The sequence below is a fragment of the Acinetobacter sp. V115_6 genome (assembly GCF_031799025.1).
GTDB lineage: Bacteria > Pseudomonadota > Gammaproteobacteria > Pseudomonadales > Moraxellaceae > Acinetobacter > Acinetobacter pittii.
In genome coordinates, this window is sequence record NZ_JAVQNO010000016.1 from 255,359 (window position 1) to 272,646 (window position 17,288).

The following is a 17,288-nucleotide window of genomic DNA, read 5'->3' on the forward strand; positions in this document are numbered from 1 at the left end:
TTTTTTAAAGAAATTTTTCTACAAGATCCATAGATTGTTGATATAAGTCACGTGCCAGTTGCTGATTTTTAGCATGTGATGATTTCCAGTCTGGCATATGTGCACTCACATATTCACCATTACGGTTCTGCCATGCATCTCCAGTTGCCATTTCTGTAATGAGGTTTGCTGGAACTGAAGTTGGTACTAGTCCTAATTTCATCGCCGCATAGACAGGTTTTGGTAGGTCTCGATAAATATCAGAAGCAACACCGCCGGGATGTAATGCATTATTGGTAATTGAACTTCCAGCTAGCTGTTCTGCTAATGCATTACTAAATAATAAATTTGCAAGCTTTGATTGACCATAATAGAACAGGGGATTGTAAAAACCTTCTGCACGAAACTTGTTGGGTTTAATTGAACCCACCCAGTGGGCAATAGATGCAAGATGGATAATGCGCGCTTTAGGAGATTGTTGTAAAACTGGGAGTAGTTTTTGAGTTAATAAAAAATGGCCTAAATAATTAACCCCAAATTGTTGCTCAAAGCCTTCACTGGTCAACTGTTTGGTTTTGGCAAATAAACCTGCGTTATTAATGAGTACGTCAAGATTGCTATATTTATCTGCAATTTCATCGGCAGCTTTTCTAGTTAATTCAAGGCTATTTAAGTCGAGAGAAACGACATCGACTTGTCCTTGGTTAAGTGAGCGTAGTTTGTTTTGTGCCTCTTGCGCTTTTTGAGGATTTCGACATGCCAGGATCACATGTTGCCCTTGTTTAACGAGTTGTTCTGCTGTGGCGAAACCTATGCCTGTATTGGCACCAGTAATTAATATCTTCACTTTCTGTACTCCGGTTATGCTATTTATTGGTGGGGACTTCAAGAATTTGTATAGTGCTGCAAATTTGACAATTTGTCATGTCAAATTTAAGAATGGGTGATGACTGACAGCTTTTGGACTTTCACTTAATCTCTATAATCAAAAATGGAGGTATTTATTTTTATTTAATGTGATGGGGGTTATATTGGCTATTTTTTACTTTAACTGGATGCTAAGAATGATAATATTTGATTGATATATAGTAATTATTTAAGGAATTTAAGTGGTTAAAAAAATAATATTCTTTTTAATCTCATTTATCAGTTTTTCCTTTTCATCGGTAACTTTGGCAGAGCCTCTTGAGGAGGTAAGTGAAAAATATGCAAATTGTTTGATGGGGCAAGTTGGGCCTCAAATAAAAATGAATAAAGATGAAAATGATATTGTTGAAGATGCTTTCTATAAATGTAGACAAGAGGAAAAGGAATGGATGGGGGTAACTGATATAAAAAAATTGGCGGGTGATGATTATAAAAATATAAGTGAGGAGCAACTCAAACTAATTTCTGAGCTACAAAGTGATATTGTAAAGAAAATGAAGATAAATATGACTGAGGAAATGCTTAAAGTTATTCGAGAAGAAAGAAAAGTTAGTACACAATAAACTGTAGGTGGTAATGAAAAATATCACCTTTAACAACTAAAAAAGCGGCTCAAAAGAGCCGCTTTTTTTAAAAGCAAAATTTTAAGCAACCGACTCTGGAGCGGTACGCCATAAGCTTTCTAAATCATAGAATTTACGAGCTGTTGGTAGCATTACGTGTACTACAACAAAGCCGAGATCAATTAAGATCCATTCTGCATCTCGTTCACCTTCAACGCCAATCGGGCGGAAACCGGCTTTTCGAGCTTCTTCTGCAACATTGTCAGCAAGTGCTTTGACATGGCGAGTAGAAGTACCACTTGCAATTACAATAGCATCAGCGACATTGCTAATTGAGCTAACATCTAACTGGAGAATATCTTTTGCTTTTACATCAACTAAAGCGTCGTGGACGACTTTGAGACAAGCTTGTACGTCTTTATTTGAGGTGTTCATTGCGAAATCGTGAGAATTAGACACGCTGGGCGATGGTTCTAAATTCATATAGGGTATATTTTCCTGACAATTACTCACTATCTAATATAGTGGTTTTCGCACTAAATTTCAAACAGAAGTCGTAACAGTTTATATATTTACATCATCAGAAAAGTATTTTTTCTTCCATGTAAACGACTGATTTGAACCATTTTCAGGTTTATATTCCGCTGCAATATAGTTCTGATATGAACTTTGCTTTAACCAGGAAAAAATTTGTTCATAAGGAATTTGAGCTGTATCAGGCTCATGGCGGCCCGGACAGTCTGCAAATTGAATATGTCCAATTAAGTTAATATTCTCTTGTAAACCCTCAAGTACATCTTCACCCATCATGGCCATGTGATAGCAGTCATATTGCATTTTGAGGGCAGGGTGATTGACTGCTTCTAGCATTTCTTGGCCCTGCGCAATGTTCTGCACCAAAAAGCGTGGCATATCCGTGCCATTAATCATTTCGAAAACGGGTTCTATACCATGTTCACTGAGTAAGTTGCAGGCAAGTTTTAAATTGGCTGCTAGTGTTTTTAAACAAGGAAGCAAGTCTGCATCTAGTGGTTGTTTGCCCGCTAAAATATTAACACGAGGAACTTTTAAAGCCGTAGCATAACTAATAGCCAATTCTAATGCCTCATGGAAAGCTGTTTCTTGGCCAGGAATGCCTGCTAAACCGTTTCCACCTTGCATAAGATCACCGGCAGGCACATTAATTAAACAAAGGCTGAGGTTGTAGCGTTCGAGTTGAGTTTGAATATCTGCAATAGACAATTCATAAGGAAATTGAATTTCGACATATTCAAAGCCCTGAGCATGGGCCAGAGCAAAGCGTTCAATTAAAGGAACTTCGGTAAAAATCATGGATAAATTGACTGCAAGACGACCCATACTCAAACTCCGTTTATTTTTGCTCTATTAATTGAATCATAGTAGCTAAATCTTTCTCGGCAAAGCCATTTTTTTGGTGAGTTTGTAGCTGTAATAGAGCTTTTTGTGCAACTGGGATATCTAAATTAACATTGTTAGCCAATGTTACTGCGTTGTTAAGATCCTTTGATAATGTTTGAACTTTCCACTGAACAGGTTCAAAGGTATGAGTTGCCATACGTGGGGTGAGAATTTGAAAAGGTTTTGAATCTGCAAATCCACCCGCTAAAGCTGGAGCGAGCAAAGTCGTATCTACACCTGCTCGATCTGCAAGAGCAACAGCTTCTGCAATAAGCGCACTGTTGGCTGCAACAATGAGTTGATTGCAGATTTTGGTGGCTTGGCCAGTTCCTGTATCTCCCATCCGTGTTACACGTTGAGATAAAACATTATAAACAGGCGTTAATTCTGTAATGGTTTGAGCATCACCACCTGCAAAAATAACAAGCGTGCCTTGTTCTGCTCCAGCTGTTCCACCTGATACAGGTGAATCAATCCAAATAACGTCATGTGTGGCAGAAGTTTGAGCAAGCGTTTTTGTTGCAGCAACAGATAAGCTCGAGAAATCAACAATTACCTGTTTAGCTTTTAAGTTCGGCTGAATTTGTTCAAATACTGCCTCTACGGCTTTGTCATCTGCTAGACAGATTAAAATAACAGGATATTCGCCAATATTTATAAGATCTAGAGGCTGTGCGCCGATATCAATCAGTTCTTCACATGCAGAAGGGGTTCGATTCCAAACCGCAACTTGAAAGCCAGCTTGAATAAGGCGGGTTGCCATGCGGCTCCCCATAAGCCCTATACCTAAAAAAGCAATAGGGGTGTTGCGATCAAAATTCATAATCTAAGCTCTTTATTTATATTGGCGTGGTAAAAAATTAACTTCCGGATGTTTGTCTTTTTTACGAGCAAGTTTGCTATTTTTACCAAGTAATAATTTAAGTTGCCAGATTTTTTCTAGACGTAATGATTTTTCTGGTTGGTGTTCCATTGCATCAAGTACACGTTTTGCAGCAGTGAGAGCATCGGGTGAGCGTTGTAACATTTCAGTGGCAATTTCATTTGCTTTTTCTAGCGGAGAGTCACTTAAATGAGTTACAAGACCAATTTCTTTTGCATAATTTCCATCGAAAACACGAGCGGTTAAGGTGAGTTCTTTTGCAAGATCAACGCCAATTAGTCCCTTCAATGAACGAGTAAGTCCCATGTCTGGCACTAAGCCCCAACGGCTTTCCATAATCGACATTTTAGTGTCTGGATGAGAAATGCGAATATCAGCTGCTAAGGCAAGTTGCATTCCGGCACCAAAACAATATCCTTCAAGAGCTGCAATCACAGGTACAGGTAAATTTTGCCAAATCAGGAATGCTTTCTGGAATAGGCTTTGTCCGGGTTTCACAAGCTCCCAAATGGCAAAAGCGGAGTTTTTCGGATTATTCAGATCAGATAAATCAATTCCAGCACTAAAAACTTGTGCTTCACCTGTCAAAATCACACAGCGGATCTCTCTATCTTTTTTAATGGCTTTTGCTGTTGAAACGAGTTCTTTGAGAAGGGCAAAACTCATGGCGTTACGTTTATCAGGACGGTTTAGATAAACTGTTGCAATGCCATTATTCTTTTCAATACGTAAAAGTGCCATGAAATTCCCGCTTATTTTTTTATCGATAAGCGGAGCATAACATGGCTGTAATTTGGAAACATGACAGCTCAGTCATGCCTATTTAGTCGGTCTGTTAGTCAGGGATTACTAAGATTTGATGAGCAGCACTTTCTACTTCTTTTACAACAAGTCCTAACTCATCAAAGCGTCTCATAACTTCTTCAATAAAGCTTTCATCGGCTATACGGCGTTCTTTGCGTAGTGTTGAAACAAATTGCTCAAAGTCACCGGTCACTTGTTGTAGTTTTGGAGTCCCTACATAGCGTGTAGCGCCATAAAGACGATGTAAAACATGCTCAAGTTGAGGGAAGTCTTCAAGCTCAATAAGCTGCTGCATTTCGTCTAGCTCAGTTGGGAAACTATCAACTAACATTTTAAGTAAATCTTGAGCAAGATCTTCTTTGTTTGCTGCAAGCTGCAAGCTTTGTTGCCAGTTTAGAATTTCTGGGTCTAATGCTTCTGCAACGACATGATGGTCTTTATCTGGAGCTTTTGCTGTAAAGTTGTTTTTAGTCCATTGCGTTAGAATCTGGATAATTTGTTCCATTTGAATTGGCTTGGTGACATAGTCATTCATGCCGACTTTGAGAAGTTTTTGTTTTTCATCGGCAAGGGCATGGGCTGTTAATGCAATAATTGGAAGTTGCATTTCACCATCTAAAGTCGACTCTAATGAACGAATAGCGCGAGTTGTATCAATACCTGACATAACAGGCATTTGAATATCCATAAACACTAAATCAAATGGTTTGAGTTTCTGATCGATTCGCTCTTGAATCAGATTAAGCGCTTCTTGACCACTGATTGCTTTAGTTGTTCTAACGTTAAGTTCACCCAGTAGGGCTTCTAAAACAATTAAGTTAGGTAAATGGTCATCCACTGCCAGAATGTGTAAACCCTGACCATTAAAGTCTTGTTGTTCCTCTTCAAAAATAGGCTGATCATTTAATAATTGAATGAGTCCGCTTCGGCTGAGTGGTTGATAGAGAGGACGAGCACGATATTCAGTGAGCATGTTTGGCTCAAGCGTCATTTGATAGCCATAAACTGCCAAATTACCTTGATAACGACTACGAATTTCTTTTAATAACGCTTCAGTATCACCACTATGGTCAACAATGAGCCATGTATTATCTTTCTGATCAAGATGCTTTAAGCGGCTAAACAAGTCCAGAATCGATTGCGTCTCGATGTGAGGAACATGATAGTTCTCAAGGTAATAACGTAAAACACTTGCTGTAGCGGGGTGGGCAAGATAAGACACCACTTGTAAATGTTCAAAGTGCGGGTGTTCAATCTCGTAATCTTCATCTACTACAAATTGTGCGGTAAACCAGAAGGTTGAACCTTTTTCTGTTGGAGCACGTTCCTGATTGTCCTCAAAGCCAATTTGGCCATGCATGAGATGAACGAGCTGTTTAGAGATCGCAAGACCTAAACCTGTACCGCCAAATTGACGTGTAACGGATGCATCACCTTGCGAGAATGATTCAAATAATTTTTTACGATCTGTACCGCTTAAACCAATACCACTGTCTTGAACACTAAAATGAAGTAGGCACTGTCCGATATCATCATGCTCCATACGAACACGAACAATAATTTCGCCATCTGGAGTGAACTTAATCGCATTCGAAATCAAGTTAGTCAGAATTTGTTTGAAGCGTAAAGCATCACCAATCACTTGTTGTGGAATATTGTCGGCATAGTAAAAAGCCATAGCGATATGCTTTTGGGCAGCCAGTGGAGACAGCATATCCATGACGTCAAAGACGGCTTCTTCTAAATCAAACGGCGCTGTTTCGAGCTCTAATTTACCAGCATCAATTTTTGAGAAATCTAATACATCATTAATTAATGCCAATAAATGGGCTGATGACTTGCGAATAGTTTGCAGGTAAAGATTTTGTTCGTTATTTAGGTTTTGTTGACGAAGTAATAAATGAATAAAGCCATCAATACTGTTTAAAGGCGTTCGAAGCTCATGACTAATATTGGCAAGAAAAACCGATTTGGCTTGGTTTGAAGAAATCGCTTGGTCACGTGCTTGACGATAGGTAATGTTTTGAACTTCTAAGGTATCTAGCGTTCTGCGTAAGTCTTCTTCGGTTTGTTCGGTGTGTTCTTTTAACTCTAAAAAGCTAAAGTGCAATCGTTTAACAACGTTTGCAATATCACGCTGTAATAAGCGCAATTCACCCGTACTGTTAATGACCATATGCTGGTCCAACGTGTCTGCATTTAAACGTTGCAACTGCATGCGAATTTCGTACATCGGTGCAATCCAGCGACGAGAGTAAAAATTCAAGCAAAGTAAAAGTAACAGTAAGGTCATTAAGCCAGTAATGACGAGGGCAATCAAAATACGGTAACGTGCCAATTCTAGTGGCTGATTATCCATTTCAATCACAAGCCAGACAGGTGCTTTTCCGGGTGTGTCGCTAATCCGCTGTCCATAAATATTGTTGTGGTTATAAGAGATTGGACCAAAAAAATTATTTTTTTCAGTAAAGTTTGGCCAATAACGATTGTCTCGATAACCGATACTTAAATAAGTCTGACCATTGCTATCAATTAACGCAGCACGTTTTAGATTTTTTTCATTAAACATGCTTTGCATGATGTGCTGAGCATGGTCATATTCATCGGGCTGTAGTTCAACTAGGTGGTATAAATCTAGTGCGATTTGATTATAGCGGGCTAAAATTGCTGAGGCATGATGTAGCTGTTGTTGTTTTACTGAATGCGAGGTTTCAGTTAAAACCAGAAAAGCACCAACACACGTTAAAATCATAATGGGCACAAAAATAAGAGCAATCAATTGCCCATATGCGTGATTCAGACGTAAGCGTTTCGATAAGGTTTTATTGAAATTAGACATGGCTACATCAGATTTATCTCTCTGTACGGCATCTTATCACGCTTTATTTTAAAACAGACGGCATTTTATAAATGACCGAGCTTTAATCGCTTTCATGAAAAAGCATATTGAAATGGGTGCAGTACCGAGCATTTTTTCATACAATAGGCCCACCTCGATATAGGTGTTGATCATGAGTAATACACAACCTGATTTTTTAGCTGACGAATTTTTGTTAGATCACTATGTAGGTAAGACACCTCTAGTTCGTTTGCAGCGATTAGCTTCTCATACGCAAGCGATAGTTTTAGCAAAATTGGAAGGTAATAATCCGGCAGGTTCTGTAAAAGACCGTCCTGCATATAACATGATTATGCAGGCAGAAAAACGTGGTCAAATTAAACCGGGTGATACATTAATTGAAGCAACTAGCGGTAATACAGGTATTGCGTTGGCTATGGTTGCGGCAATGCGCGGCTATAAAATGAAACTTATTATGCCGAACAACATGAGCCAGGAGCGTAAAGACGCAATGTTGGCTTATGGCGCAGAGCTGATTGAAGTAACACCACAGCAAGGTATGGAAGGTGCACGAGATTTAGCCTTGCAAATGGAAAAAGAAGGTAAAGGTCACGTTTTAAATCAGTTTGGTAATCCTGATAATGTTGAAGCACATTATTTAACAACTGGCCCTGAAATTTGGAAACAAACAGGTGGGAAGATTACCCATTTTGTAAGCTCAATGGGTACAACCGGTACTATTATGGGCGTTTCTAAATATTTAAAACAACAAAACCCAGATATTCAAATTGTTGGTTTACAGCCAGCAGACGGATCAAGTATTGCTGGTATTCGCCGTTGGCCAAAAGAATATTTGCCTACTATTTTTGATAGTAGCCGTGTGGATCGTATTATTGATATTCCACAAATTGAAGCTGAAAAAACTATGCGTAAATTAGCACGTATGGAAGGTGTTAGTGCTGGTACATCTTCAGGCGGTGCAGTTTGGGCATCAATCAAAATTGCAGAAGAAAATCCAGATGCTGTTATTGTTTGCATTATCTGTGACCGTGGCGATCGCTACTTGTCTACAGGTCTGTTTTCAGTACAGGACGATAACTCATAATTGAGAGAAATAATGCGTTTCCCTACCTTAGTTTTTGATATTGAAACTTTAACTGATTTAAAAGCGGGTGCGCATTTATATCATCTTGATTTACCTGAGGCCGATGTAGAGCAAGCATTGACGAAAATCCGTCGCCAAGAATCTGGTATGGATTTTCAGCGTTTGCCTTTACATGAAATTGTGTGTATTTCTGGCTTATGGATCGATGAGTCTGGTTTTCGATTATTTTCTTTTAGTCGAGAACAATATTCTGAAGCAGAAATTTTGCAGAAATTTCTATCTATTTTTGATAAGCGCCATCCGACTCTAGTAAGTTGGAATGGTTCACAATTTGATTTACCAGTTATCCTATTTCGCGCTATGTATCATGGGCTCTCTGCACCCGGTCTGTTTGATCAAGGTGAGATTGATAGCCAGAAGCGTTTTAATAATTACCAAAACCGTTATCACCATCGCCATATAGATTTAATGGACGTGATGGCAATGTTTAATGGTCGTAATTTTCAAAAGCTTGATGATATTGCCTGTATTTTAGGTTTACCGGGTAAGCGTGGTGAGTCGGGTTATCATGTGCCGGAATATGTTCGTAATCAACAGTGGTTAAAATTGACGAGCTATTGTGAAGGGGATGTGCTCAATACATGGTTTATTTATTTGCGTTGGTTAGTACTAAAAGGCCAATTAAATGCAGATGAGCATAACCATTGGATCAGTTCGAGTATTGAATATTTACAGACTATGCCACAGCAAGCCGATTTCCTTGAAGTATGGGAGCGTACTTCGAAACATACCGAATTTACTTCTCACTATTTTAATTCTTCAGATTTTTAGGTTCATTCTTTGAAACAACAAGCCAAATCTCGCAACCTTCAACAGCCTGAATATATTTTTCAGGTTGAAACACTTTCTCATGAGGGGCGTGGAATTGCGCATTATGGTTCTCATCCTGAGCACCCTGCAGATAAGCATGGCAAAAAAGTTTTTATTCGTTATGCATTGCCAGGAGAAACTGTAAAAGCTCGGATTACCCATCAAGCGAAGCGTCTTGAAGAAGCTGAAATGTTGCAGTTGTTAGGAGAACCTTCAGCACATCGTATAGAGGCAATTTGTCCTCATTATGGTATCTGTGGTGGATGTAGCATGCAGCATATTCATCCTGATGAACAAATCCGTTTAAAACAAAATGTACTCCAGTCACATTTACAGCATTTTGCAGGTATTCAACCTGAACAGTGGCTAGAACCGATTCGATCTTTACAAAGTGATTATCGTCGTCGTGCTCGAATAGGCGTGCGCTATTTGCCAAAACCAGATCGCTTAATCATGGGTTTTCGCGAACATCATAGTAATCGTTTAACTTCGATCCATAGCTGTAGTGTTTTGGATAAAAACTTATCAAATAGTCTGCCTGAGTTACGCACTTTACTCCAAAGTCTAAAAGGCAAAGCGCACATTGGTCATGTAGAATTAGCAAAAGGTGATAATGAAATTTCTTTATTGGTTCGTCATGTAGAAAAATTAAACAATTCTGATGTCAACCAATTAAAGCAATTTGCGTTACACAAAGGGTGGCAGTTGTATTTGCAACCTAAAGGTCCTGAAAGCATTCGTCGTATTGATGATGAACAAGGTGCTTTACGTTTACATTATGCCTTAGAAAGGTTTAATGTAAATTTTGCTTTTTCGCCATTGGATTTTACTCAGGTCAATGCCACAGTAAATGAACAGATGGTTCAATTGGCATGTGAATTGCTTCAGTTGCAACCAGGTGAAAAGGTGCTTGATCTATTTTGCGGTTTGGGCAATTTCTCACTCCCGTTAGCACGATGTGTTGGTGAGAGTGGTCAGGTTGTCGGTGTTGAAGGGAGTGAAGAAATGGTGCAGCGAGCAACAGCTAATGCGGAATGCAATAGTTTGGTGCAAGCAACCTTCTTTTCACAAGATTTAACAAAAGATTTTTCGCATCATTCTTGGGCAAATCAAGGATTTGATGCATTATTGATTGATCCTCCTCGTGCTGGTGCATATGAAATTATGCAGTATGTATCAAATTTTGGAGCAAAAAGAATCGTTTATGTATCATGTAATCCAGCTACACTGGCAAGGGATGCGGGTGTTTTGGTCCAATATGGTTACCAGTTAAAAAAAGCAGCAGTGATGGACATGTTTACGCATACCGAACATGTTGAATCCATTGCACTATTTGAAAAAATTCAAGAGATAAACGATTAAAAACATGAGTTACATATTGAGGAGAATGGTATGGTCACAGTACGTGAACAGTTACCTGAACAACTAACCGAGTTGTCAGAGGAAACGACTGTAGAGCATGCCGCCGAAACGCAAATCGGTTTAGCCTCATGGTTGGATCGGGTGCGTGAAATATTAGATGGGGCGGAGCTTGAACAACTTGAAAAAGTCGCTCATTTAACCCTGCAAAAAGAGTTAGATTCAACGGTTAATCATCGTTCCAATACTTTTGCTACAGGCGTTGGAATGGCCGACATTCTGGCACATCTCCATGTAGATGAAGATACTTTATCAGCAGCAATGCTTTATCGTAGTGTGCGTGAAGGCATTACCGATATAGAAGAAGTAAAACAGAAATTCGGGGAGCAAGTTTACAACCTTGTCAAAGGTACTTTGGCAATGGGTAAACTCTCAGAACTTATTGAAAAAAATAAACGGTTAGAAGATCACTTTAATAATAATCAACGAGAACATCTAAGCGGCATTTATAAAATGCTGATTTCGGTGACCGAAGATGTTCGTGTTGTTTTAATTAAACTTGCTGAACGTACTTATTCTTTGCGAGAGCTTGCAAATTCCTCTCGTGAACGCCAAGAACGTGTAGCGCGTGAAATTCTTACTATTTATTCGCCGTTGGCACATCGACTTGGTATTGCTCAGCTTAAATGGGAACTTGAAGATCTAGCGTTTCGCTATTTGGCTCCAGATCGCTATAAAGAGATTGCTTCATTACTCAATGAAAAGCGTTTAGAGCGTGAGCATTATATTCAGTTCGTCATTGACCGTTTGAAAAATGAGTTAGCGTCTTACGGCATTGAAGCTGAAATTACAGGGCGTGCAAAACACATTTATTCGATTTATCGAAAAATGAAGAGCAAAAACCTGAGCTTTGACCAACTTTATGACATTCGTGCTTTGCGTGTGTTGGTCAATAGTGTGCCAGAGTGCTACCACTCTTTAGGTATCGTACATCAAATCTGGCGTCATATTCCGCATCAGTTTGATGACTATATTACAAACCCGAAAGCCAATGGTTATCGTTCTTTGCATACGGCTGTAATTGCTGAAAACAAATCTCTTGAAGTGCAAATTCGTACTCACGAGATGCATGATGAAGCAGAGTTAGGCGTATGTTCACACTTTAACTATAAAGAAGGTTCAAAGAATACCGACCATTCTTTTAACCATCGTTTGCATTCATTACGTGCCGTTTTAGAACACTATCAAGAACGTAATGAAACGACGGTACATCAAAACGAAGATGAAACAGAAGGCTTTGAACAGTTACAAGACTTTGAGGGCTTTGAGAAGATTTATGTTTTCAGTCGTGATGGTGATATTAAGGAATTGCCGCGTGGCTCAACAGTTTTAGATTTTGCCTATCATGTGCATACAGAAGTAGGGAATAAGTGTTATGCGGCGCGGGTCAACCAGCGTTATGTGCCACTTACCTATACTTTAAAAACGGGTGAACAGGTTGAAATTTTAACTAAAAAAGATCGTGAACCAAACCGTGATTGGTTGGTGAACTCTCTTGGTTATATTAAAACCTCTCGTGCACGTGACAAGTTGCGTCATTGGTTTAGGCAGCAAGACCGTAGTAAGAATCTTGAAGTAGGCCGAGAACTGCTTAATAAAGAGTTAGCTCGTCTTGCGATTCACCCAAAAAGTATCGACTTAAACGATTATTCATCACATTTTAATGTGAAGACCGGCGACGACATTTTGGTGAATTTGGTCAGTGGCGATATTAGCTTACATGCCCTGATTAATCAGGTGAACCGCCAAATGCATCTAGATCAGGATGAGCCTGAACTAGTACTTAAACCAACGTTAAATCCGCGTGCTAGCCATACGCTATCAGCACATGGCATTTTAATTGATGGTTTAGATAATGTAGAGCTGCACATCGCTCAGTGCTGTCAGCCGGTACATGGTGAATCAATCGCTGGATATATTACTTTGAACCGTGGTGTCAGCATCCATAAAGTCATTTGTTCTGACTATCAGCGTATGATTAAGCAAGAGCCAGAGCGTGCTGTTGAAGCTGATTGGGAAATGCAGCCAACACGTGGTCAAAGCGTTCAGATTGTGGTGGAAGCTTATGATCGTCGTGGTCTTCTTAAAGACTTAACTCAAGTGATTTTCTCTGACCAAATCAATATTCGTCAGGTTAATACAATTTCTGAGGCAGATGGTATTGCCAATATGAAGTTGCTCATTGAGGTTAAAGGTTTAGCGCAGCTTTCTCGTTTATTGGCTCGCCTAGAGCAACAACCGGGAATCATTAGTGCGCGACGCATGATTCAAGGTGTTTAATAAATTAAGTAAAAAGGCTGTCAAATGACAGCCTTTTTACTGCAAATTACTTTCTAGATAAATAAATATTGGTGAGTCGATTTAGAAATTGTGGGCTCAACGTTGATAGTTGATAAAGCAGTTTGGTTTTTATACCCACTGGAGTGTGGGTAGGTGTCCAAAAATGAGCCTTTTTCTCTACAAGCGTAAGCACCTGCTGAGCAATATCATTTGGGGTTAAATCTATCCCCATATTTTGAATAGTGCCTGCATCCATATTGTTAACCATTGCAGTTTGTACAAATAGCGGCATCACATCTAAAACGCGAATACCATATTTTTTCCATTCCACATCTAAACCTTCAGTAATCCCGCGAACAGCAAATTTACTGGCTGAATAAGAGACCAAATCAGCTTGACCATAAATTGCAGAAGCCGAAGAGAGGTTGATAACGCGTGCAAAAGACGCTTGCTTTAAGTAGGGTAGAGCAGCGTGACAGCCATTGATTACGCCGTTTACATTAATATTTATTGTTCTTTGGTGAGCTTTAATATCAGTCGTTTCAAAAGCGCCAGAATATAAAATACCTGCATTATTTACCAAAATATTAAGTTCACCAGCCCATTCGGTAAATTCTTTTAATATGTGTTGCCACTGGCTGTAGTCACTTACATCTAGATAGCCGGCACGGGCATTTGGCCCTAAGTCATTTGCTAGTTCCTGAGCAAGCGATTCATTAATATCATAAATGCCTACTTTATATCCTTGTTTGTAGAATACGCGTGCAATTTCAGCCCCAATACCTTGAGCGGCACCACTAATCAGAATACTGTATCTCATCTTTTTTCTCTTTGTCAGTACAATAGTGCGACTGATTTAATCGCTTTGATTTTGATCATAACAAATTAAAATCTTAGTTTGACTGACCGACTTTTTAAACTTGAGGGTTACCATGGATAAATTGCTTAAAATCATGCAAGAGTTACGTGAAAAATGTCCGTGGGATCAACAGCAAACTCCAATGTCACTGACTAAATATGCGATTGAAGAAGCATATGAAGTCGAGGCGGCCATCCGCCATGGCGATATTAATGAAATTAGAAATGAACTAGGCGATTTGTTATTACAGGTTGTGTTTCAATCACAAATGTTTAGTGAGCAAGGCGCTTTTAACTTTCAAGATGTTGTTGAGGCAATAAGTGAAAAGTTAATACGCCGTCATCCCCATGTTTTTCAGGCAGATCAACTTAATAATTTAAGCCCAGAACAAGTAAGTGAGCTTTGGAAACAAATTAAACAACAAGAAAAACAAGGCAAGCCGCAATCAAGATTAGATGAAATAAAGCATGGGCCAGCATTGTTACAGGCACAAGAAATTCAAACAAATGTAGCTAAGGTTGGGTTTGATTTCGAAACGGTAGAAGATGCCTATGAAAAACTAGAAGAAGAGTTGGATGAGTTTAAGCAGGCCCTAAAAAATCAAAATATTGATGAAATTCAAGACGAATTTGGAGATTGCCTGTTTTCATTAGTCAATGTTGGACGTAAACTTGCGATTTCAAGTGAAACATCACTTTTATCGACAATACATAAATTTAGAAGCCGTTTTGCTTTTATTGAAGATCAAGCCCAAAAACAGCAAAGAACATTAGAAGACATGACCCTGTCTGAAATGGATGAATTGTGGAATCAGGCAAAGCGGCAGTTAAAGTTAGGGGAAAAAACACATGCAGCTCAGCATGAACCTTTGGAAGAATAAGCACAATATTTTCATTGTTTTATTTTGGAGCCTGATTTCTTCAACCTTTGTTCAGGCTCAATCTTTTGATCAAAATTTTAAGGAGTGGAAGGCGAAACAGCAGAGGTATGATCAGAAGTTGAGCATACAACACGCTTCTCATTCTAGTGTTCCAAAAAGCTCAGCCATGACTGACTCTTCGGGACAAGTTCATTTGAATCAAGCCAATATTGATGAGCTCCAAAAGCTAAAAGGTATTGGTGAGAAAAAGGCTCAGGCAATTGTGGAATACCGTCAAAAGAATGGTGGCTTTAAAAATATTGATGAATTTAAAAACGTAAAGGGCATTGGTCCAGCCATTTTTGAAAAGAATAAAATGCGTTTGACTTTATAAATCATCTGTCTGTCAATTATCATTTCATGTGCAAACTACAGAGAATCAAATTGCCCTTTGTGTGCGTTAGAGCTATGATTAGCGACAACTTGTTATTTACGTCCTGACGTAGGAGACAGCGTCTTTTGCAAACCTTGCGAGCGTCAAAATGTGGTTTGTCCACAGCCCAACTTCCTTCTTCGATTTTAGATGTGATCGATAGCCTGACTAAAGCTGGCTATGAAGCTTATATTGTTGGGGGTGGTGTCCGTGATTTAATGCTAGGGCTTAATCCTAAAGATTTCGATGCAGTCACTAACGCAACACCTTCCCAGATTAAAGAAGTTTTTGGTCGACGTTGTCGAATCATTGGCCGTCGATTTGAATTAGCACATGTCTATTCAGGGCGTGAGCTTATTGAAGTTGCAACTTTCCGTGCTCCTCCAAAAAAAGCAGTCACTAGTGCTTCAGGCATGATTTTACGTGACAATAACTGGGGGACTATCGAACAAGACTTTGCTCGACGTGATTTTTCAATCAATACGCTATATTACCAACCGCGTAAGAGTATTGTGCTCGATTTCTGCAAAGCAATTGATGATGTAAAAAATAAAACTCTACGTTTATTGGGCGATCCGGCACAGCGCTTCGAAGAAGACCCAGTGCGTATGCTGCGAACTCTACGTTTTGCAGCTAAGTTAAATTTCAAAATTGATTCAAATATTCTCAATATCTTTGATGCTGAAATGACGCAATTACTGCGTGATGTCTCTCCGCATCGTTTATACGATGAATCTCAGAAGCTGTTCACAATGGGACATTTGGCGCGTGTTTTGCCAATGTTGATTGAGTTTGGTGTCTGGAAGCAACTCTTTGCAGATATTCAGCCTAACCTCACTCCATTTATTTTAAGAGCAGCAAAAAATACAGATCAACGTATTCAGGTTGGGAAAACAATTAACCCAGCATTTTTCTATGCAGTGTTATTGTGGCAACCATTTTTAGAGCGTTGTGAGTTTTATTTATCTAAAGGTATTGTGCCGGCTGAAGCCCGTGCACAGGCTGGTTTAGATGTCTTAAAACGTCAAGCAACACGTACAGTTATTCCTCGCTTTGCAGAAACTTTTATTCGTGAAGTTTGGGAAATGCAGACCCGTTTGCTCAATCCAAAACCACAGCAAATAGAAGCATTGGCTGGACATGCTCGTTTCCGTGCAGGTTTTGACTTCTTATTACTTCGTGAAAAGTCAGGTGATGACACAACACAAGGAATGGGAAGCTGGTGGGAAGCCTACCAAGAAATGTCAAATGACGAAAAAGAAGCTGCGATTAGCCAATATAATCGTCAGAAAGCTAGAAACCGTCGTAAAGCTGCTGCTGAACCTATTGAAAATAATAAAGTTGACACGGAAATTGAACCTTTGGTTGATATTCCGGAACCACGTACTCGCCGTGGGAAAAAAGAACGTACTAGACAAGATCAGGCAGTTGGCCGATTTGTTGAAAAAGCGACTACTTCTGAAGCAGGCGTGATGGGCGATCATCCAATTTTAAAACGTAAGCGAGTACAACGTGATTTAAGCCAAGTCGTCTTTGGGCCAACGCAATGACAATAACCACTTATATTGGTTTAGGAAGTAATTTAGGCGATTCACGTCAAATTTTATCTGAAGCCATTGCTAAGCTTAAGACGTTAGGAATGGTTAAAGTCTCTAGACTTTATCAAAGTCCGCCTATGGGACCTCAAGACCAGCCAAATTATTTAAATGCAGTTGCAAAATTAAATACCTATCTTGAACCTTTAGATCTGCTGGATCATTTACAACGGTTTGAGCAAGAAGCTGGCCGTGTACGACTTCGTCGTTGGGGTGAGCGAACCTTAGATCTGGATTTACTTATTTATGGCAATGAAAAAATTCACAATGAGCGCTTAACTGTGCCGCACATAGGCATTCTACAACGAGATTTCGTTGTGATTCCTTTATTAGATTTAGATGCTGATTTACAGATTAATGATCAGCCACTTAAAAATTTAGAACTGATACAGCAGCCAACGCTGACTGTACTTGCGGATGAGTCTTGGGCTTAAGCTCTCGATTCATTATGTTC

The 17,288-nt window shown here is 39.3% G+C and carries 16 protein-coding genes; 9 read left to right on the forward strand and 7 right to left on the reverse strand.

The annotated features are described in order from the left end of the window. Nucleotides 1-4 precede the first annotated feature (4 nt). Nucleotides 5-826 (reverse strand): SDR family NAD(P)-dependent oxidoreductase, encoded by an 822-nt coding sequence (locus RMA94_RS04415; protein ID WP_311081981.1) that lies wholly within the window; start codon nucleotides 824-826, stop codon nucleotides 5-7. 262 nt (nucleotides 827-1,088) lie between these two features. On the opposite strand from RMA94_RS04415, the gene RMA94_RS04420 reads away from it, so the two are divergent. Further along, complete coding sequence (locus RMA94_RS04420) at nucleotides 1,089-1,469, forward strand: hypothetical protein (RefSeq protein WP_206236598.1); 381 nt, start codon at nucleotides 1,089-1,091, stop codon at nucleotides 1,467-1,469. Between the two features lie 81 nt (nucleotides 1,470-1,550). On the opposite strand, the gene rsfS is transcribed toward RMA94_RS04420, so the two are convergent. The 5 genes from rsfS to RMA94_RS04445 form a co-directional block, all read right to left on the reverse strand. Then, nucleotides 1,551-1,952: a ribosome silencing factor gene (gene rsfS / locus RMA94_RS04425; protein WP_001047580.1), complete on the reverse strand. Its 402-nt coding sequence runs from the start codon at nucleotides 1,950-1,952 to the stop codon at nucleotides 1,551-1,553. A gap of 81 nt (nucleotides 1,953-2,033) precedes the next feature. After that, nucleotides 2,034-2,828 carry a hydroxypyruvate isomerase family protein gene (locus RMA94_RS04430; protein ID WP_202733099.1) on the reverse strand — a complete coding sequence of 265 codons (795 nt, stop codon included), beginning with the start codon at nucleotides 2,826-2,828 and terminating at the stop codon, nucleotides 2,034-2,036. Nucleotides 2,829-2,841: 13 nt separating this feature from the next. Then, nucleotides 2,842-3,711: an NAD(P)-dependent oxidoreductase gene (locus RMA94_RS04435; protein WP_311081985.1), complete on the reverse strand. Its 870-nt coding sequence runs from the start codon at nucleotides 3,709-3,711 to the stop codon at nucleotides 2,842-2,844. A gap of 12 nt (nucleotides 3,712-3,723) precedes the next feature. Continuing rightward, entirely contained in the window at nucleotides 3,724-4,512 is a 789-nt protein-coding gene (locus tag RMA94_RS04440) for a crotonase/enoyl-CoA hydratase family protein (protein WP_057075677.1), read from the reverse strand. 94 nt (nucleotides 4,513-4,606) lie between these two features. Further along, complete coding sequence (locus RMA94_RS04445) at nucleotides 4,607-7,414, reverse strand: ATP-binding protein (RefSeq protein WP_032062470.1); 2,808 nt, start codon at nucleotides 7,412-7,414, stop codon at nucleotides 4,607-4,609. Between the two features lie 172 nt (nucleotides 7,415-7,586). On the opposite strand from RMA94_RS04445, the gene cysM reads away from it, so the two are divergent. Genes cysM through RMA94_RS04465 form a run of 4 tightly spaced genes read left to right on the forward strand, consistent with a single transcriptional unit; the run spans nucleotide 7,587 to nucleotide 13,088 of the window. Continuing rightward, complete coding sequence (cysM, locus tag RMA94_RS04450) at nucleotides 7,587-8,519, forward strand: cysteine synthase CysM (protein WP_019767976.1); 933 nt, start codon at nucleotides 7,587-7,589, stop codon at nucleotides 8,517-8,519. Between the two features lie 12 nt (nucleotides 8,520-8,531). Next, nucleotides 8,532-9,350: a 3'-5' exonuclease gene (locus tag RMA94_RS04455; protein WP_005066255.1), complete on the forward strand. Its 819-nt coding sequence runs from the start codon at nucleotides 8,532-8,534 to the stop codon at nucleotides 9,348-9,350. A 9-nt stretch (nucleotides 9,351-9,359) separates the two neighbouring features. Next, nucleotides 9,360-10,751, forward strand: a complete 1,392-nt coding sequence (gene rlmD, locus RMA94_RS04460) for a 23S rRNA (uracil(1939)-C(5))-methyltransferase RlmD (protein ID WP_060465329.1) — start codon at nucleotides 9,360-9,362, stop codon at nucleotides 10,749-10,751. A 30-nt stretch (nucleotides 10,752-10,781) separates the two neighbouring features. Next, a complete protein-coding gene (locus tag RMA94_RS04465) occupies nucleotides 10,782-13,088 on the forward strand; it encodes a bifunctional (p)ppGpp synthetase/guanosine-3',5'-bis(diphosphate) 3'-pyrophosphohydrolase (protein WP_002117181.1) in 2,307 nt (768 codons plus the stop codon). A 46-nt stretch (nucleotides 13,089-13,134) separates the two neighbouring features. Here RMA94_RS04465 and RMA94_RS04470 read toward each other — a convergent pair whose 3' ends face one another. After that, a complete protein-coding gene (locus RMA94_RS04470; protein ID WP_032035272.1) occupies nucleotides 13,135-13,908 on the reverse strand; it encodes an SDR family oxidoreductase in 774 nt (257 codons plus the stop codon). A 112-nt stretch (nucleotides 13,909-14,020) separates the two neighbouring features. On the opposite strand from RMA94_RS04470, the gene mazG reads away from it, so the two are divergent. The 4 genes from mazG to folK all read left to right on the forward strand — a co-directional run bounded on the left by mazG (nucleotide 14,021) and on the right by folK (nucleotide 17,268). Continuing rightward, complete coding sequence (gene mazG / locus RMA94_RS04475) at nucleotides 14,021-14,827, forward strand: nucleoside triphosphate pyrophosphohydrolase (protein WP_068612366.1); 807 nt, start codon at nucleotides 14,021-14,023, stop codon at nucleotides 14,825-14,827. After that, the gene (locus RMA94_RS04480) at nucleotides 14,796-15,200 is read left to right on the forward strand and encodes a ComEA family DNA-binding protein (protein ID WP_238517066.1); all 405 of its coding nucleotides are present in this window, start codon (nucleotides 14,796-14,798) and stop codon (nucleotides 15,198-15,200) included. The genes mazG and RMA94_RS04480 overlap by 32 nt, the downstream gene beginning before the upstream one ends. 125 nt (nucleotides 15,201-15,325) lie before the next feature. Continuing rightward, the gene (gene pcnB, locus RMA94_RS04485) at nucleotides 15,326-16,789 is read left to right on the forward strand and encodes a polynucleotide adenylyltransferase PcnB (RefSeq protein WP_311081991.1); all 1,464 of its coding nucleotides are present in this window, start codon (nucleotides 15,326-15,328) and stop codon (nucleotides 16,787-16,789) included. After that, nucleotides 16,786-17,268: a 2-amino-4-hydroxy-6-hydroxymethyldihydropteridine diphosphokinase gene (gene folK / locus RMA94_RS04490; protein ID WP_311081992.1), complete on the forward strand. Its 483-nt coding sequence runs from the start codon at nucleotides 16,786-16,788 to the stop codon at nucleotides 17,266-17,268. Before pcnB ends, folK begins: the two co-directional genes overlap by 4 nt. Nucleotides 17,269-17,288: the final 20 nt, after the last annotated feature.

Excerpts from the sequence above, each read along its gene's own strand:
- RMA94_RS04455 (WP_005066255.1), top strand. The coding sequence starts at position 8,532 with ATGCGTTTCCCTACCTTAGTTTTTGATATTGAAACTTTAACTGATTTA.
- rsfS (WP_001047580.1), bottom strand. The coding sequence starts at position 1,952 with ATGAATTTAGAACCATCGCCCAGCGTGTCTAATTCTCACGATTTCGCA.
- RMA94_RS04435 (WP_311081985.1), bottom strand. The coding sequence starts at position 3,711 with ATGAATTTTGATCGCAACACCCCTATTGCTTTTTTAGGTATAGGGCTT.
- folK (WP_311081992.1), top strand. The coding sequence starts at position 16,786 with ATGACAATAACCACTTATATTGGTTTAGGAAGTAATTTAGGCGATTCA.
- RMA94_RS04440 (WP_057075677.1), bottom strand. The coding sequence starts at position 4,512 with ATGGCACTTTTACGTATTGAAAAGAATAATGGCATTGCAACAGTTTAT.
- RMA94_RS04445 (WP_032062470.1), bottom strand. The coding sequence starts at position 7,414 with ATGTCTAATTTCAATAAAACCTTATCGAAACGCTTACGTCTGAATCAC.
- cysM (WP_019767976.1), top strand. The coding sequence starts at position 7,587 with ATGAGTAATACACAACCTGATTTTTTAGCTGACGAATTTTTGTTAGAT.
- RMA94_RS04480 (WP_238517066.1), top strand. The coding sequence starts at position 14,796 with ATGCAGCTCAGCATGAACCTTTGGAAGAATAAGCACAATATTTTCATT.
- RMA94_RS04470 (WP_032035272.1), bottom strand. The coding sequence starts at position 13,908 with ATGAGATACAGTATTCTGATTAGTGGTGCCGCTCAAGGTATTGGGGCT.
- RMA94_RS04430 (WP_202733099.1), bottom strand. The coding sequence starts at position 2,828 with ATGGGTCGTCTTGCAGTCAATTTATCCATGATTTTTACCGAAGTTCCT.
- mazG (WP_068612366.1), top strand. The coding sequence starts at position 14,021 with ATGGATAAATTGCTTAAAATCATGCAAGAGTTACGTGAAAAATGTCCG.
- RMA94_RS04465 (WP_002117181.1), top strand. The coding sequence starts at position 10,782 with ATGGTCACAGTACGTGAACAGTTACCTGAACAACTAACCGAGTTGTCA.